Source organism: Streptomyces sp. XD-27, from assembly GCF_030553055.1.
Taxonomy (GTDB): domain Bacteria; phylum Actinomycetota; class Actinomycetes; order Streptomycetales; family Streptomycetaceae; genus Streptomyces.
The window spans coordinates 2,663,488-2,681,111 of sequence record NZ_CP130713.1 but is presented as its reverse complement, the minus strand read 5'-3'; the positions used below and the strand labels follow the sequence as shown (position 1 = coordinate 2,681,111).

At 73.2% G+C, this 17,624-nt stretch carries 5 protein-coding genes and 1 pseudogene; 3 read left to right on the top strand and 3 right to left on the bottom strand.

What is annotated here, in order from left to right; translation table 11 throughout:
* The first annotated feature begins 11 nt into the window (after positions 1-11).
* Positions 12-11,788: pseudogene (locus Q3Y56_RS11695) on the top strand (type I polyketide synthase).
* 98 nt (positions 11,789-11,886) lie between these two features.
* Here Q3Y56_RS11695 and Q3Y56_RS11690 read toward each other — a convergent pair.
* From Q3Y56_RS11690 to Q3Y56_RS11680, 3 genes are all read right to left on the bottom strand, one after another.
* A complete protein-coding gene (locus Q3Y56_RS11690) occupies positions 11,887-12,846 on the bottom strand; it encodes an ACP S-malonyltransferase (RefSeq protein WP_304461890.1) in 960 nt (319 codons plus the stop codon).
* 83 nt (positions 12,847-12,929) lie between these two features.
* Positions 12,930-14,072, bottom strand: coding sequence for an ABC transporter permease (locus Q3Y56_RS11685; protein WP_304461889.1), 1,143 nt, complete (start codon positions 14,070-14,072; stop codon positions 12,930-12,932).
* Complete coding sequence (locus tag Q3Y56_RS11680; protein ID WP_304461888.1) at positions 14,069-15,088, bottom strand: ABC transporter ATP-binding protein; 1,020 nt, start codon at positions 15,086-15,088, stop codon at positions 14,069-14,071. The genes Q3Y56_RS11685 and Q3Y56_RS11680 overlap by 4 nt, the downstream gene beginning before the upstream one ends.
* 376 nt (positions 15,089-15,464) lie before the next feature.
* Between Q3Y56_RS11680 and Q3Y56_RS11675 the strand changes: the two genes are divergently transcribed.
* Both Q3Y56_RS11675 and Q3Y56_RS11670 read left to right on the top strand, forming a co-directional pair.
* The gene (locus Q3Y56_RS11675; protein WP_304461887.1) at positions 15,465-16,196 is read left to right on the top strand and encodes a thioesterase II family protein; all 732 of its coding nucleotides are present in this window, start codon (positions 15,465-15,467) and stop codon (positions 16,194-16,196) included.
* Positions 16,193-17,596 carry a class I adenylate-forming enzyme family protein gene (locus Q3Y56_RS11670; RefSeq protein ID WP_304461886.1) on the top strand — a complete coding sequence of 468 codons (1,404 nt, stop codon included), beginning with the start codon at positions 16,193-16,195 and terminating at the stop codon, positions 17,594-17,596. Before Q3Y56_RS11675 ends, Q3Y56_RS11670 begins: the two co-directional genes overlap by 4 nt.
* Positions 17,597-17,624: the final 28 nt, after the last annotated feature.

The following is a 17,624-nucleotide window of genomic DNA, read 5'->3' as shown; positions in this document are numbered from 1 at the left end:
GGAACGCACCAATGAATGAGGAAAAGCTCCGCTACTTTCTCAAGCGGGTCACCGCCGACCTGCACGAGACCCGGCGCCGCCTGCACGAGGTGGAGTCGGAGGACCGGGAGCCGATCGCGATCATCGGCATGAGCTGCCGCTACCCCGGCGGGGTCGGCTCGCCCGAGGACCTGTGGCGGCTCGTGTCCGAGGGCGGCGACGCGATCTCCGCGTTCCCCACGGACCGCGGCTGGGACATCGAACGGCTCTTCAGTGACGACCCGGACGGCCAGGGCACCAGCTACGTCCGCCAGGGCGGATTCCTGCACGACGCCAACGAGTTCGACCCGGCGTTCTTCGGGATCAACCCGCGCGAGGCGCTGGCCATGGACCCGCAGCAGCGGCTGCTGCTGGAGACCACCTGGGAGGTGTTCGAGCGCGCCGGTATCGACGCCACCACGGTGCGCGGCAGCCGCACCGGCGTCTTCGCGGGCGTGATGTACCACGACTACGCCTCGCGGCTGCGGGCCGTACCGCCGGGCGTCGAGGGCTATCTCGGCACCGGCGGCTCCAGCAGCATCGCCTCCGGCCGCGTCGCGTACACCTTCGGGCTGGAGGGCCCGGCCGTCACCGTCGACACGGCCTGCTCGTCGTCGCTGGTCACCCTGCACCTGGCCATGCAGGCGCTGCGCAACGGCGAGTGCTCGCTGGCGCTCGCCGGCGGCGTCACGGTGATGTCGACGCCGGGTACGTTCACCGAGTTCAGCCGCCAGCGCGGGCTGTCCTTCGACGGCCGCTGCAAGTCGTTCGCGGCCGCCGCCGACGGCACCGGCTGGTCCGAGGGCGCGGGCATGCTGCTCGTGGAGCGGCTCTCCGACGCCCGCCGCAACGGCCATCCGGTCCTGGCCGTCGTCCGCGGCGGCGCCATCAACCAGGACGGCGCGAGCAACGGCCTCACCGCCCCCAACGGGCCGTCCCAGCAGCGCGTCATCCGCCAGGCCCTGGCCGGCGCCCGGCTCACCGCCGCCGACGTCGACGTCGTCGAGGCGCACGGTACGGGCACGACGCTGGGCGACCCGATCGAGGCGCAGGCGCTGCTGGCCACGTACGGCAAGGAGAGGACCGCCGAACGGCCGCTGCTGCTGGGCTCGGTGAAGTCCAACATCGGCCACACCCAGGCCGCGGCCGGGGTCGCCGCCGTCATCAAGATGGTGAAAGCCATCGAGCACGGCACCGTCCCCAAGACGCTGCACGTCGACGAGCCCACCCCGCACGTCGACTGGGCGGCGGGCGCGGTCGAGCTGCTGACCGAGGCCCGGCCGTGGCCCGAGACCGGCAACCGGCCGCGCCGCGCCGCCGTCTCCTCGTTCGGCATCAGCGGCACCAACGCCCACCTGATCATCGAGCAGGCCCCGGAGCCGGAGGACGCCGAGCCGGAGGGCATCGATTCGGAGGACATCGACACGGATGACCGCGGCCCCGGCACCGTGGACAGGACGCTGCCGGTGCAGCCCTGGGTGCTGTCGGGCAAGGGCGAGGACGCCCTGCGCGCCCAGGCCGAGCGGCTCCGCGCGCACGTGGCCGCCCACCCCGAGCTGGACCCGACATCGCTCGGCTACTCGCTCGCCACCACCCGCACCGCGCTGGAGAACCGCGCCGCGGTAATCGCCGGTGACCGCGCGGAGTTCCTCGACCGCCTGGCGGCCATGGCCGAGGGCCGGACGGCCGCCGGGCTGGTCCAGGACGCCGAGACGCGCGGCAAGGTGGCGTTCCTGTTCACCGGTCAGGGCAGCCAGCGGCTCGGCATGGGCCGTGAGCTGTGCGAGACGTATCCCGTCTTCGCCGAGGCGCTGGACGCCGTGTGCGCGGAGCTGGACCCGCGCCTCGAACGGCCGCTGAGGGAGGTGCTGTTCGGCGGCGACGCGGCGCTGCTGGACCGGACCGGGTTCACCCAGCCCGCGCTGTTCGCGGTCGAGGTGGCGCTGTTCCGCCTGGTGGAGGCATGGGGCCTGCGCCCTGACTTCCTGTCCGGGCACTCGATCGGTGAGCTGGCCGCCGCGCATGTGGCGGGCGTGCTGTCGTTGGCGGACGCCTGCCTGCTGGTGGCGGCGCGCGGCCGTCTGATGCAGGAACTCCCGGCCGGTGGCGCGATGATCGCCGTCCAGGCGTCGGAGGACGAGGTCCGTCCGCTGCTCGGTAAGAGGGTGGACATCGCCGCGCTCAACGGCCCGTCGTCCGTCGTCATCGCCGGTGACGAGGACGCGGCGTTGGAGGTCGCCGAGCACTTCGCGTCCGAGGGCCGGAAGACCAAGCGGCTCGCCGTCAGCCACGCGTTCCACTCGCCCCGTATGGACGGCATGCTGGAGCCGTTCCGCAAGGTCGCCGAGAGCCTGACGTACCACGCGCCGAAGATCCCGGTGGTCTCCGGCCTGACCGGCGCCGTCGTGCCCGCCGAGGAGATCACCACCGCCGACTTCTGGGTGCGGCACGTCCGCGAGGCGGTCCGCTTCCTCGATGGCGTACGGACGCTGGAAGCGCAGGGCGTGACGACGTACGTGGAGTTGGGGCCGGACGGAGTGCTGTCCGCGATGGCGCAGGAGTGCGTGACCGGTGAGGGCGGGGCCTTCGTCCCCGTCCTGCGCAAGGACCGGCCCGAGGCCGAGGCGCTGACCACCGGCCTCGCCCGGCTGCACGTCCGGGGCGTCGCCCTGGACTGGGCGGCGTACTACGCGGGCACCGGCGCCCAGCGCGTCGAATTGCCCACCTACGCCTTCCAGCGCGAGCACTACTGGCTGGACGCGGGCACCGACTTCGGCGGCGTCACGGCTGCCGGACTCGGCTCCGCCGACCACCCGCTGCTCGGCGCCGCCGTGGCCCTCGCCGACGCCGAAGGGTTCCTGTTCACCGGCCGGCTCGCCCTGGAGACCCACCCCTGGCTGGCGGACCACGCCGTCATGGGCTCCGTCCTGCTGCCCGGCACGGCGTTCGTGGAACTGGCGGTCCGCGCCGGCGAACGGGCAGGCTGCGACCTGCTGGAGGAACTCACCCTCGAAGCGCCGCTGATCCTGCCCGAGCGGGGCGGGGTCCTGGTGCAGATCGCCGTCGGCGCCCAGGACGCCACCGGCCGCCGCTCGCTGGCGTTCCACTCGCGCCCTGACGGCGCGGTCGAGGTGGGGGCACCTCCTGGGGGCACCCCAGCGGCCGCGCTGGGGGAGGCAGCGCTGGGGGAGAGCCGTGGCTGCGGCATGCCACCGGTGTGCTCGCGGAGGGCGCCACCCCGGCCTCGTTCGACCTGAGCGCCTGGCCGCCCGCCGACGCGGAGCGGATCGGCACCGACGGCCTGTACGAGGGGCTGGCAGCGGCGGGCTTCGCCTACGGGCCCGCCTTCCAGGGCCTGCGGGCCGCCTGGCGGCGCGGTGGCGACATCTACGCGGAAGTCGCGCTCCCCGAAGGCACCGAACCCGGGGCCGGGCTGTTCAGCCTCCACCCGGCGCTGCTGGACGCCGTGCTGCACGGCATCGGCCTGGGCGACCTGGTCGAGCCCGCCGAAGGCGGCCGGCTGCCGTTCTCCTGGAACGGCGTGGCCGTCCACTCGGTGGGCGCCGACGCGCTGCGCGTCCGGCTCTCCGCCGCCGGCAACGGCGGCGTGCGGCTCGAACTCGCGGACGTGACGGGCGCCCCCGTGGCGTCGGTGGCGGGTCTGGCGCTGCGCTCGGTGGCGCCGGAGCAATTGGGCGCGGCCCGGGGCGGCGGCGTCGGCGACGCGCTGTTCCGGGTGGAGTGGACGACGGTCCCGACGCCGGAACCCGTCTCCTCGGCGGGTCGCTGGGCGGTCGTGGGTCCCGACATGTTCGGGCTGACATCGGCGTTCGGGGGCGAAGCCCCTGGGAACTCGGGGTCTGGGGCGGAGCCCCGGTTGCGGGAAGGGGCGGGGCTGGGGAACAAGCCTTCCGCCTACGCCGACCTGACGGCGCTCGCCGCGGCGCTGGAATCCGGCACGCCCGCACCGGAGTTCGTGATCGTGTCCCCGCCCGCCGGAGACGGCGCGGAGGCACCGGAGGCCGCCCGCCGGGCCACCGCGGACACCCTCGCCCTGCTCCAGCAGTGGCTGGGCGACGAGCGGTTCGGCGACGACACCCGCCTGGCCGTCCTGACCTCGGACGCGCTCGCGCACGCGGCCGTGCGGGGCCTGGTGCGCTCCGCCCAGTCAGAAAACCCCGGTCGCATCGTGCTCGTGGACACCGACGCCCACGCGTCGTCGCTCGCGGCCCTGCCCGCCGCGCTGGCCTGCGCGGAGCAGGAGGTCACCGTACGGGAAGGCGTGCTCCGTACGCCGCGCCTGGCGCGCGCGGCCGCCGCCCCTGACCACCACGCCCCCACACTGGACCCCGAGGGCACGGTCCTGGTCACGGGCGCGACGGGCACGCTCGGCCGCCTGGTGGCCCGGCATCTGGTCGTCGAGCGCGGGGTACGGCATCTGTTGCTGCTCAGCCGTCGCGGCGCCGACGCGCCCGGTGCGGCCGAGCTGCGCGACGACCTGACCGCGCTGGGCGCCGAGGTCACCCTGGCCGCCTGCGACGTCGCCGACCGCGACGCCCTGGCCGCCACCCTGGCCGCCATCCCCGCCGCGCACCCGCTGACCGCCGTCGTCCACACCGCCGGTGTCCTCGACGACGGCGTCATCGACTCGCTGACCCCGGAGCGCATCGACCGCGTCCTGCGGCCGAAGGTGGACGCGGCGTGGCATCTGCACGAGCTGACCGAGGGCATGGACCTGTCCGCGTTCGTGCTGTTCTCGTCGGCCGCAGGCGTCTTCGGCGGCGCCGGGCAGGGCAACTACGCGGCGGCCAACGCCTTCCTGGACGCCCTCGCCCAGCATCGCAAGTCCCAAGGACTGGCGGCGAGTTCGCTGGCGTGGGGCCTCTGGGCGGAGTCCGGCGGTATGGCGGGCGACCTCGACGAGGCGGAACTGGCGCGGCTGCGGCGCGGCGGGGTCTCCGCCATCACCGCCGAGCAGGGGATGGAGCTGTTCGACGCGGCGGCCCGTACCGGTGAGGCGCTGCTGGTGCCCATGCCACTGGACATGGCCGCGTTGCGCGCCCAGGCCGGCGGCGGCATGCTCCCTCCGCTGTTCCGTGGCCTCGTCCGCGTCCCGCCGCGCCGCGCCGCCCAGAGCGGCGGCGCGGAGACCGGCTCGCTGGCGCGGGCCCTGGCCGGAGTCTCGGCCGGCGAGGCCGACCGTATCGTCCTGGACCTCGTCCGCACCCAGGTCGCGGCCGTCCTGGGCTACGCGGGCCCCGAAGCGGTCGAGGCACAGCGCGCGTTCAGCGACGTCGGCTTCGACTCGCTGACGGCGGTGGAGTTGCGTAACCGGCTCGGCACGGCCACCGGCGTCCGGCTCCCCGCGACGCTGGTCTTCGACTACCCGACGCCCGCCGCCCTCGCCCGCCATCTGCGGGAGGAGGTCCACGGCTCCGCGGCCGACACCGCCGCACCCGTGACCCCGGCTCCGGCGGGGAGCGCGGGCAGCGAGGAGCCGATCGCCATCGTCGCGATGAGCTGCCGCTACCCCGGCGGCGTCCGCACCCCCGAGGACCTGTGGACGCTGGTCACCGAGGGCCGGGACGCGATCACCGACATGCCGACCGACCGCGGCTGGGACATCGACGGGCTCTACGACGACGATCCGGACCGGCAGGGCACCAGCTACGCCCGCAACGGCGGCTTCCTCCACGACGCCCACCACTTCGACCCCGTCTTCTTCGGGATCTCGCCGCGTGAGGCGCTGGCCATGGACCCGCAGCAGCGGCTGCTGCTGGAGACCACCTGGGAGGCGTTCGAGCGCGCGGGCATCGACCCCGCCGCCGTACGCGGCAGCCGCACCGGCGTCTACACCGGCGTCATGTACAACGACTACGGCACGCTCCTGCACCGCAACCCGGACGGCCTCGAGGGCTACATGGGCACGGCCAGCTCCGGCAGCGTCGCCTCCGGCCGGGTCTCGTACACCTTCGGGCTGGAGGGCCCGGCGGTCACCGTCGACACGGCCTGCTCGTCGTCGCTGGTGACGCTGCACATGGCCGTCCAGGCGCTGCGGAACGGTGAGTGCTCGCTGGCGCTGGCCGGCGGTGTGACGGTCATGGCGACGCCGGGTACGTTCGTGGCGTTCAGCAAGCAGCGCGGCCTGGCGACGGACGGCCGCTGCAAGCCGTTCGCCGCTGCCGCCGACGGGACGGCCTGGGGCGAGGGCGTCGGCATGCTGCTGGTGGAGCGGCTGTCGGACGCCCGGCGCAATGGCCACCCGGTGCTCGCGGTGGTCCGCGGCTCCGCGATCAACCAGGACGGCGCCAGCAACGGCCTGACGGCCCCGAACGGCCCGTCGCAGCAGCGCGTCATCCGGCAGGCCCTGGCCGGCGCCCGGCTGACCGCCGCCGACGTGGACGTGGTCGAGGCGCACGGTACGGGGACGACGCTGGGCGACCCGATCGAGGCGCAGGCGCTCCTGGCCACCTACGGCCAGGAGCACACGGACGACAACCCGCTGTGGCTGGGCTCGGTGAAGTCCAACTTCGGGCACACCCAGGCCGCCGCCGGTGTCGCCGGGATCATCAAGATGGTCAAGGCCATCGAGCACGGGGTGCTGCCGCAGACCCTGCACGTCGACGAGCCGTCGCCGCACGTGGACTGGGCGGCGGGCGCGGTCGCGCTGCTGACGGAGGCGCGGAAGTGGCCGGAGACGGGGCGCCCGCGCCGCGCCGCCGTGTCCTCCTTCGGCATCAGCGGCACCAACGCGCACACGATCCTCGAACAACCCCCCGCCGCACGGCCCGAGCCCACCGGCGAGCTGTCGGCGGGCGTCCTGCCGTGGGTGCTGTCCGGCCGTACGGAGACGGCCCTGCGGGCGCAGGCGCGCAAGCTGCTCGCACACATCGAAGCGCATCAGGACCTGCGCCCGGCCGACGTCGGCTGGTCGCTGGCCGCGACCCGCGGCACTCTGGACGAGCGCGCGGTCGTCGTGGGCGCGGAGCCGGAGGACTTCCGCCGCGGCCTGGCGGCCCTGGCCCAGGGCGAACCCTTCCCCCACGTGGTCGGGGGGACCGGCACGGCGGGCAGGACCGCGTTCGTGTTCCCGGGGCAGGGGTCGCAGTGGGTGGGGATGGCGGTGGGGCTGCTGGATGCCTCGCCGGTGTTCGCCGCCCGTATCGAGGAGTGCGCCGCCGCACTGGCGGAGTTCTGCGACTGGTCGTTGGTGGATGTGCTGCGCGGCGAGGCGGGCGCTCCCTCGCTGGAGCGCGTCGACGTCGTCCAGCCGGTCCTGTTCGCGGTGATGGTGTCGCTTGCTGAGTTGTGGCGTTCGCTGGGCGTTGAACCCGCCGCCGTGGTGGGCCACTCCCAGGGCGAGATCGCGGCGGCGTGTGTGGCGGGGGTGCTGTCGCTTGAGGATGCGGCGCGTGTGGTGGCGTTGCGGAGTCAGGTGATCGGCCGGGTGCTGGCGGGCAAGGGCGGGATGGTGTCGGTCGCGCTGCCGGTGGCCGAGGTGCGGGAGCGGATCGAGCGGTGGGGCGAGGAGCGGATCTCGGTGGCGGCCGTCAACGGCCCGGCGTCGGTGGTCGTCTCCGGCGAGCCGCAGGCCCTCGACGAGCTGCTGGCCTCGTGCGAGGCGGACGAGGTCCGGGCGCGCCGCGTTCCCGTGGACTACGCCTCGCACTCCGCCCAGGTGGAGCTGCTCCGTGAGGAACTGCTGACCTGCCTGGCCCCGGTGTGTCCGAAGGCGGCGGACGTGCCGTTCCTGTCGACCGTCACGGGGGAGTGGGTCAAGGGCCCGGAGCTGGACGCGGAGTACTGGTTCACCAACCTTCGCCGCACGGTCGAACTGGAAGCGGCTGTTCGGCGGTTGCTGGATGAGGGTTTCGGGGTCTTCGTCGAGTCCAGCGCGCACCCGGTGCTGACGATGGGCGTGCAGGAGACCGCGGAGTCCGCGGGCCGCGACGCCGTCGCGCTCGGCTCGCTCCGCCGTGACGAGGGCGGCCTGGAGCGCTTCTGGCTGTCGCTGGGCGAGGCCTGGGCGGGCGGTGTCGCCGTGGACTGGCACGCCGTGTACGGAGACGACGCGCGCCGCGTCGACCTGCCCACGTACGCCTTCCAGCACGAGCGGTACTGGATCGAGGTCCCGCGCTCCGTCGGCGATGTCGCCTCCGCGGGCCTCGGCGCCGCGGGGCACCCGCTGCTCGGCGCCGCCGTCGAACTCCCCGACTCCGACGGCTTCCTGCTCACCGGACGGCTCTCGCTCCAGACCCACCCCTGGCTCGCCGACCACGCCGTCTCCGGCACCGTCCTGCTGCCCGGTACGGCCTTCGTGGAGCTGGCCGTCCGGGCGGGCGACCAGGTCGGCTGCGACGCGCTCGAAGAGCTGACCCTGGAGGCGCCGCTGCTCCTGCCCGAGCGCGGCGGGGTCCAGCTGCGGCTGACGGTGGGCGAGGCCGACGACACCGGCCGCCGGACACTGGAGGTGTACTCCCGCCCGGAGGCGCCCGAGGGCGACGGCGGCGGCTCGGACCAGCGCTGGAGCCGTAACGCCGGCGGCGTCCTCGCGGTCTCCGAGGCGACGGACCGCAGGCCCGAGGCGCTGACCGCCTGGCCGCCCGCCGACGCCCGACCCGTCGACGTCGCGGGGCTGTACGAAGGCTTCGCGGCGAGCGGGTTCGGCTACGGCCGGGCGTTCCAGGGGCTGCGCGCGGCCTGGCGGCGCGGCGACGAGGTCTTCGCGGAGCTGGCGCTCGACGGCCGGGAGCGGGCGGACGCCGCCCTGTTCGGGCTGCACCCGGCCCTGCTGGACGCGGCCCTGCACGGTGTGGCGCTGGGGGCACCTCCCAGCGGCCGCGCTGGGGGAGACTTCCTCGGCTCGGCGCCGGGCGGAGACGGTGCCGGTACGACGCCGGGGGAGGAGGGCCCGGGGCCGGACGCGGACGGCATCCGGCTCCCGTTCTCCTGGAGCGGCGTCACGCTGCACGCGGCCGGTGCGGCCGCGCTGCGGGTGCGGATCGCCCCGGCCGGTCCCGACGCCGTCGCCCTGACAGTGGCGGACGAGACCGGTGGCCCCGTCGCGTCGGTGGACCACCTCGCCCTGCGGCGGATCGCGCCCGAACAGCTGCGGGCGGCCCAGGTCGCGTACCACGACTCGCTGTTCAGGCTGGAATGGACGCCGGTGCCCGTCCCTGTCCCCGTAAGCCCGGACACCACCGGCCGCTGGGCCGTGGTCGGCGCGGACAGCCAGGGACTCGGCCGGGCGCTGGACGCGGCCGGGGCCGACTGGGAGGCGTACGACGACCTGGAGACGCTCGCCGGTGTGCTCGCCTCGGGCAGGCCGCGGCCGGACCTGGTGCTGCTGCCCTGCGCCCAGGACGGCACCGGCGATGTGGCCGAGGACGCCCGCTCGGCCGCGCACGCGGCGCTGGATTCCGTCCAGACCTGGCTCGCAGAGGACGGGTTCTCCGGGGCGCGGCTGGCGTTCGTCACCCGGGGGGCCGTCGCGACCGACGCCGCAGCCGACGTACCGGACCTGGCACACACCCCCGTATGGGGTCTGGTGCGCACGGCCCAGACGGAGAACCCGGACCGTTTCCTCCTGCTGGACCTGGACGACGAGGAGCCCTCGTACGGCGTCCTGGCGGCGGCGGTGGCGACGCGAGAGCCGCAACTCGCGGTCCGGCGGGGCAACGTGTCCGCACCGCGCCTGGTACGCGTGGAGAAGCAGAACCAGGACCAGAAGTCCCCCTTCGAGCCGACCGGTACGGTCCTGGTCACCGGCGCCACGGGCGTACTCGGTGGGCTGCTGGCCCGGCACCTGGTCGCCCGGCATGGCGTACGGCATCTGCTGCTCACCAGCAGGCGCGGCCAACAGGCGGATGGTGTGACCGAGTTGGTCGCCGATCTCACGGCCGAGGGCGCCGAGGTGACCGTCGCGGCCTGCGACGCCGCCGACCGGGAGGCACTGGCCCGGCTGCTGGCGCAGATCCCCGAAGCCCATCCCCTCACCGCGGTGGTCCACACCGCGGGCGTGCTGGACGACGGACTCCTCCCGGTCCTGACGACGGACCGGATCGACACCGTCCTCCGCCCGAAGGTGGCCGCGGCGCAGAACCTGCACGACCTCACGCGGGACATGGACCTGTCCGCGTTCGTCCTGTTCTCCTCGGCGGCCGGTGTCTTCGGCGCGCCGGGACAGGGCAACTACGCGGCGGCCAACACCTTCCTGGACGCCCTCGCCCGGCGCCGCCGCGCCCAGGGCCTGCCCGCCCTGTCGCTGGCCTGGGGCCTGTGGGAGCAGCGCAGCGCCATGACCGGCGACATGGCGGACGCGGACGTGCTGCGGATGGCGCGCTCCGGGATGGCGCCGCTGTCCTCGCGGGACGGCCTGGACCTGTTCGACGCGGCGTGCGGCGCGGGCGGCTTCCACGGCGCCGACGGGGCCGAGGGGGACGGCGCCAACGGGGACGCCCTCCTGATCCCGCTCCACCTGGACACCGCCCCGCTGCGCGAGCAGGCCGCGGCGGGCGCGCTGCCCGCCGTCTTCCGCGGTCTCGTAGGCCCGGTACGGGGACCGAGGCGGCGCGCGTCGCAATCCGGCGACGTCGCGAGCAACGGCCCAACACTGGCAAGCCGACTGTCCGGCCTGGACCCGGCCGAACAGGAGCAGTTGCTGCTGGACCTGGTGCGCGGCCAGGCGGCGGCGATCCTCGGCTATCCGTCGGCGGACGCCGTGGGCACCACCCGCGGCTTCCTGGAGCTGGGCTTCGACTCGCTCACGGCGGTGGAGCTCCGCAACCGCCTGAACGCGGCCACCGGCCTGCGGCTGCCCCCGACGCTGCTTTTCGACCACCCGACGCCGACGCTGGTCGCGAGGCACCTGCGGGAACACGTGGCGACCACGGCCGGAGAGCCCGACGCGGCCACGGCACGGAACACGCATCCCGACACCGAACCGGCGACGGCCGTGTTCGCGGCGATGATGCGGGAGGCGGCCGAGCAGGGCAGGCAGGCGGAGTTCACCAAGCTCCTCATGGACGTCTCCGGGTTCCGCGAGAGTTTCGCCAGTACCGCGGAACTCCGCCGCCCCCCGGCCCTGGTCCGCCTCTCACGAGGCGAGACGCGTCCGTCGCTGATCTGCCTGCCCTCCATCCTGTCGATCTCGGGCCCGCACCAGTACGCGCGGTTCGCCGCCGGGTTCCGCGGCCACCGGGACGTCTGGGCGCTGGCCGCTCCCGGCTTCCAGCCCGGGGAGCAGCTGCCCGCGCACGCCGAGGCGGCGATCGAGGCCCAGACCGAGGCGGTCGTGCGCCACGCGGACGGCGCCCCGTTCGTCCTCCTGGGCCACTCCTCCGGCGGCATGCTCGCCCACGAGGTCGCCGCCCGCCTGGAGTCCGACGGCGTCTTCCCCCAGGCCGTCGTCCTGCTCGACATCTACTCCCACGACACGGAGGCGGCCGTCGCGATCCAGCCCGGCCTGACAACGGGCATGGACGAGCGGGCCGAGGGCTACGTACCGATGGACGACCAGCGCTTGCTGGCCATGGGCGCGTACTTCCGCCTCTTCGGCGAGTGGCGCCCGCGGGAAATCAAGAGCCCGACCCTACTGGTACGGGCCGGTGAACGCCTCTTCGACTGGACCCGCGGCGACGCGGACGGCGACTGGCGCGCGTACTGGGACCTGCCCCACACGGCCGTGGACGTGCCGGGCAACCACTTCACGATGATGGAGGCCCACGCGGCGACCACCGCCCGCGCGGTGACCGACTGGCTGGCGCCCTGACCCTGGTCCGACACCGCGAACGCCGGGCTGCACACCCCAGTCGGGGTCGCAGCCCGGCGTCGGCCAGGAGTCGGCGAGCCTGGTCAGCTATGCGCAGGTCACCGCGGCCGCGGGCCCCTGGCGGGCCGGGCGCGGCGGGCGCCCGGGCCCACCGTCACGACCTCGAAGTTCCGCTTCGTGCAGTCCAGACGGTGGAAGAGGTTGTCGGGGCCGGTGACGCACAGCTTCCCCACCCCGGCGGTCTTCAACGCCGCCACCACCTTCGGCCAGTCGATCGGCAGATCGAACGTGTCCAGCATCATCGTGCGCAGGTCGTCGGCCGACGTGATGACCGTGCCGTCCTGGTCGGTGACGACGGGCAGCTTCGGGTCGGTGAAGGCGTAGCGAGGCAGGATCTCCTCCGCGGCCCGCCGCCGCAGCTCCGTGAACGCGGGCGCGTGCACCGCCGGCACCATCGTGTACATCGAGTAGCCGCCGACCTGGCTGATCCGGTGCTTCAGGCCGTCCAGCTCCTTCTCGCGCAGCGAGACCATGACGAAGCCGTCGTCCAGATAACCGGAGAAGTCGTACCACTCGCCCCGCGCGTCGAACTCGGAGAGGATCTCGTCCAGTTTCCCGCGCGGGGTGCGGACGACGGTGTGGGTGACCGCGTCCTGGTACTGCTCGGTGAAGTACGTGTGCTCGCAGCGGGCCAGCTCCGCGGTCAGCCGCACCACGTCGGGGAAGGGCAGCGAGCCGACGTACGCGGCCGCCGCCTTCTGGCCGAAGCTGGGCCCCACGCACAGGTCGGGGACCAGACCCAGCTCCTGCTCGGCCCGGTCCGCCGAGGCCATCGAGTTGACCAGGAAGGCGACCTGGGTGGCCTCGGAGTAGTCGTCCTCGGACGCGCGCAGCGCGTCGAAGACCGAGTACCCGAGCGCCTCGTCGGCCTCGGCGAGCCGCTTGCGGGCGAACGGGTCCAGCATCAGGAACTTGCCCACCTCGGCGAAGGTGGACGGCCCCATGCCCGGGAAGACGATGGCCGTCTTCGGCTGCGCGGAATCCGTCGGTGCCGTCATGGTCTACGTGCCTTTGCCCTTGCCGTCGAGTTGGTGACCGCGGTCGATTCGAGTGGCCGCGGTCGATTCGGGTGGACGCGGCGTCAGTCCTGCGCCCTGCGGTTGAAGCCCCGGATCCCGATGAACCCGTAGAGCAGCGTCGCCGCGGAGATCGCGGAGATGCAGATCCACAGCGGGATCGAGTCGGGCGCCTCCGGCGGCAGCAGCAGACCGCGCATCGCCTCACTGACATACGTCAGCGGGTTGAACGCGCACATGATCTGGAACCAGCGCAGGTCCTCCAGGCTCTTCCAGGGGAACTGGGTGGCGCCGGTGAACATGATCGGGGTCAGCGTCATGGCGAAGACGATGCTGATGTGGCGCGCCGGGGCCAGGGTGCCCAGCGTCAGGCCCACCGCGCCGCCGACGATCCCGCCGAGCGCCACGATGCCCAGCGTCGCGGGCATCTTGCTCAGCGGCCAGGAGACGTTGTCCAGCAGCAGCAGGCCGATCGGGATCATGATCAGCGAGCCGATGACGCCGCGGATCGCGCCGAAGACCGCCTTCTCCACCGCGACCAGCGCGGTGGGGATCGGGGCCAGCAGCCGGTCCTCGATCTCCTTGGTCCAGGAGAAGTCGATGGCCAGTGGAAGCGCGGTGTTCTGCAGGGCGACCAGGAAGCTGTTGAGCGCCACCACACCGGGCAGCAGCACCTGCTCGAAGCCGGGCGCGGTGTAGCCGAGTTGGCCGAGCACCTTGCCGAAGACGAAGAGGATGAAGAACGGCTCCACGAGGACCTGGCCCAGGAAGGGCGCGATCTCACGGCCGGTCACGAAGACGTCCCGCCACAGGATGAAGCAGAACGTCCGCCACCGGTTGGCGCGGCGGCGGTGGCGGCCGCCACCGCCCGGTGGACGCGGCTTGGGGGTGGCGCTCTCCATCGGCGCGGGGGCGGAGGCGAACGCGGGCGTGGGGCCCGACACGGGGCCCGCCGGGACAGGGCTCAACGCGGCTCCCCGGCCCGGCGCGGCTCCCGTGTCCGCCGGGCCGCCGCCGAACAGCGGCCCGGTCACCACCGGGGTCTGCCCCCCGGACGGCTGGACGATCCCGACCACCGGCGACGGGCGGTCCCCGGTTCCGGCTCCGGGCCCGGGCCCGGGACCAGAGCCCGGCGGCTCGCCCCCGACCACAGGTATGACGGCCGTATCGTCCCCGGTCGGCTTGTTGGCGGGTGCGGAGGTGGTCATCGCAGTTCCTTCCCCGTCAGCTCGACGAAGACGTCTTCCAGGGACGCCTCGTTCACGCTCAGGTCCCTGAGTTCGCAACCGGCGCCGGTCAGGGCCTTGATGGCGGCGGGCAGCAGCGTCGACGACAGGGCCTCGCTGTAGATCTTCATCCGTACGGTGTTGTCCTGGGCCGCGGCCTGACCGCCGCCCTCAAGGATGCTGGCCACCAGCTCCGCGTCGTCCTGCTGGAGCACCTCGACGCGCTCCACGAAGCTCAGCGCGCGCAAGCCGGCCAGTGCCCCGTCGATGCCCGCGTGCGGCGGCACCACCGACACCGTCAGCGCGGTGGCGCTGAGCGTGTCCATCAGCGCCTGCGGGGTGTCCAGCGCCAGCAGCTTGCCGTGGTCCACGATGCCGACGCGGTCGCACAGGCGGGCCGCCTCCTCCATGTTGTGGGTGGTGATGACCACCGTGACGCCCCGCTCCTTCAGCTCCGCGACCCGTTCGTGTACGAAGATCTGCGACTGGGGGTCCAGTCCGGTGGCGGGCTCGTCCAGGAACAGCACCCGCGGCCGGTGCATGAGCGCGCGGGCGATCATCACCCGCTGCGCCTGGCCGCCGGAGACCTGGTCGGCACGGGCGTTGCCGTGGTCGGCCAGCCCCACCCACTCCAGGCTCTCGTCCGCCAGCCGGTTGCGCTCCGCCCGCGACAGGCCGTGGTAGCCGGCATGGAAGGTGAGGTTCTGGCGGATCGTCAGCGAGCGGTCCAGGTTGTTGCGCTGGGGTACGACGGCGAACGACTGGCGGGCCACGGCCGGCTTGTTCACCACGTCCACGCCCTGTACGAAGGCGCGTCCGCCGGTCGGGGCGACCCGGGTGGTGAGAATGCCGAGGGTGGTGGTCTTTCCCGCCCCGTTGGGGCCGAGGAAGCCGAAGACCTCCCCGTGGTTGACCGTGAAACTCAGGTTGTCGACGGCCGGAACCGGGCGGCCGGGGTACTGCTTGACCAGGCCGTCGACGATGACGGCGAAATCCATGGGGCGTGTTGTGTTCATCAATGCCTGTTAAATCAGACGGAACACGAATATGGATCGTGCGCCGATCATAGGGACACGGATCATAGGGACACGGAAAACATGCTCGCCATGTCTAGCACGGACCATCAACACGCAGGCCGGATCCGCCTGCACATTAGGGGGAGACGGGCCGGGTTAGGGGTGATGAGGGGGCGTGTAAACCGGCCGTCGCGAATAGCGGTCACTAGGGGTTGTGGCCGCCGGAGAACGGCTCATAGCCTCACCGCGTGAGCGCTTCGAATAATGCGCCCGTTTCCGGTTTTCCGGAAGAGGCGGCGGGGCCCGCTGTCGTCCGGCCCCGCGCGCACCGCCCGTTCCGCCCGCGGCCGCCGCAGGGGTGTGGTCCTTGAGTCAGGTCAAGCAGGCCAAGCCCGATGATGTCGGCCTTATCCGGATTCTGCAACCGGAGACCCCGAGCAGCTTCCGGCTGATCTGTTTCCCGGAATCGGCGCACTCCACCGCGTACTACCTCTCGCTGTCGGAGCTGCTGCTGCCCACCGTCGAGGTGCTCGCGATCCAGTACCCGCCCGAGGCCCGCGGCGCGGAAGGCGACGACCTCGCCACGGACCCGGAGCTGGCCGACCGCATCTTCGACGCCCTGGGGGAGTGGACCGACCGGCCCGTGGCCCTCTTCGGCCACGGCGCCGGGGCCGCCCTCGCCTACCGGGTCGCGATGCGCCTGGAGCGGGAGACCGCGACAACGCTGCTCACCCTGTTCGTCTCCGGCCGCACCGCCCAGTGGGACAGGCCGCTGGGCCCGCCGGCCCTCGACTGCCGCATCGTCGCCCTCACCGGCGAGCGCGACCCCAGGACCCCGCTGCGCGGCGTACGCGCCTGGCGGCGGTGTACGAGCGGACGATTCGACCTCGAGGTGTTCCCCGGCTCCCTCGGCTGCTACCTCGACTCGAACCGGAGGGAGGTCGTCAATCTCGTGCACGACCAGTTGCTCTCCCAGTCCACCGTCGACGCCGAGTGGGAAACCGGCGCCGAAGACCAGGGAGCCTGGGGGCCGGCAAGGGTCCCGGCTACCCGTACTCCAATTGAGGATAGGAAAGAGCACGACCCATGACCGCGAAGATCTTTGCAGTCGACTCCGTGCAGACCCTCGACGACTTCGAACGGGACGCCCTGCGCGTCGCCGATGTGATCCGCGAGCTGGGGGTGAACCCCGGCGACCGGGTCATCCTCAAGGCCGGGAACTCCGCCGCGTACGTCAGCGTGCTGTTCGCGCTGATGCACGTGGGCGCCTCCATCGTGCTGGTCGACCAGCAGGAGCACGCGGACGAGACCCGGCGCATCGCCCAACGGACCCACACCGCGCTCTCGTTCGTCGACGACGACGCCCCGATCGACGACGACGCCCGCGCCGTCAACCTCTACGAGCTGATCGCCCCCGCCGCCGGCCGCCCGGCCACCGGGCAGCGGCTGTGCTTCGACGCCTGGGGCGCCCGCCCCGACGGCCTGATCATGTGGACGTCCGGCTCCACCGGCACCCCCAAGGGGGCCGTGAAGTCGGGCCGGAAGTTCCTCAAGAACCTGGAGCGCAACGCCGCCCAGGTGGGGCACCGGCCGGACGACGTCCTGATGCCGCTGCTGCCCTTCGCCCACCAGTACGGGCTGTCCATGGTGCTGATCGCCTGGCTCACCCGGTGCTCGCTGGTCATAGCCCCGTACAAACGGCTGGACCGGGCCGTGCAGATGGCCGGCCGCACCGGCACCACGGTCATCGACGCGACCCCCGCCAGCTACCGCAGCATCCTCAACCTGGTCACCCGCAAGCCCTCCCTGCGGGCCCACCTGGCGCCGGTGCGGATGTTCTGCTCCGGGGCGGCCCCGCTGGACGGAACCCTGAACGACGCCTACGTGGCCGAGTTCGGCCTGCCGCTGCTCGACTCCTACGGCAGTACCGAACTGGGCAACATCGCCTTCGCCACGCTGGACAACCCGGTCTCCTGCGGCCGGGCCATGGACGGCATCAAGCTGCGCGTCGTCGACGAGGACGGAGTGCCGGTCGCCGCGGGAGAGGCCGGCGAGATCGAGGTGGACACCCCCGACGCCCTGGAGGGTCACCTCGCCGACGACGGCGGCATCGACTCGGTGCCCTCGGGCTGGCAGCGCACCGGCGACCTCGGCTATCTCGACGCGTCCGACAACCTCTACGTCCTGGGCCGCAAGTTCGCCGTGCACCGCATGGGCTACACGCTCTACCCCGAGCTCATCGAGCGCAAGGCGGCCGTGGCGCACATCTCGACCCGTATCGTTCCGCTGCCGGACGAACGCCGCGGTGCCCAGCTGGTCTTCTTCGTCGAGGACGACCAGCTGCGGGACGCGGCCCACTGGCGGGACCTGCTGGCCGCGGCGCTGCCCGCCTACGAGCAGCCCAACCGGGTCGTCGTCCTGGACAGCTTCCCGCTCAACCGCAACGGCAAGCCGGACAAGCGCCAGTTGGAGAAGCTGGCCCGGCAGTAGCGATGCGGGGCTGGTGACGGCGTCACCA

Excerpts from the sequence above, each read along its gene's own strand:
- Q3Y56_RS11690 (WP_304461890.1), bottom strand. The coding sequence starts at position 12,846 with ATGACGGCACCGACGGATTCCGCGCAGCCGAAGACGGCCATCGTCTTC.
- Q3Y56_RS11685 (WP_304461889.1), bottom strand. The coding sequence starts at position 14,072 with ATGACCACCTCCGCACCCGCCAACAAGCCGACCGGGGACGATACGGCC.
- Q3Y56_RS11670 (WP_304461886.1), top strand. The coding sequence starts at position 16,193 with ATGACCGCGAAGATCTTTGCAGTCGACTCCGTGCAGACCCTCGACGAC.
- Q3Y56_RS11680 (WP_304461888.1), bottom strand. The coding sequence starts at position 15,088 with ATGGATTTCGCCGTCATCGTCGACGGCCTGGTCAAGCAGTACCCCGGC.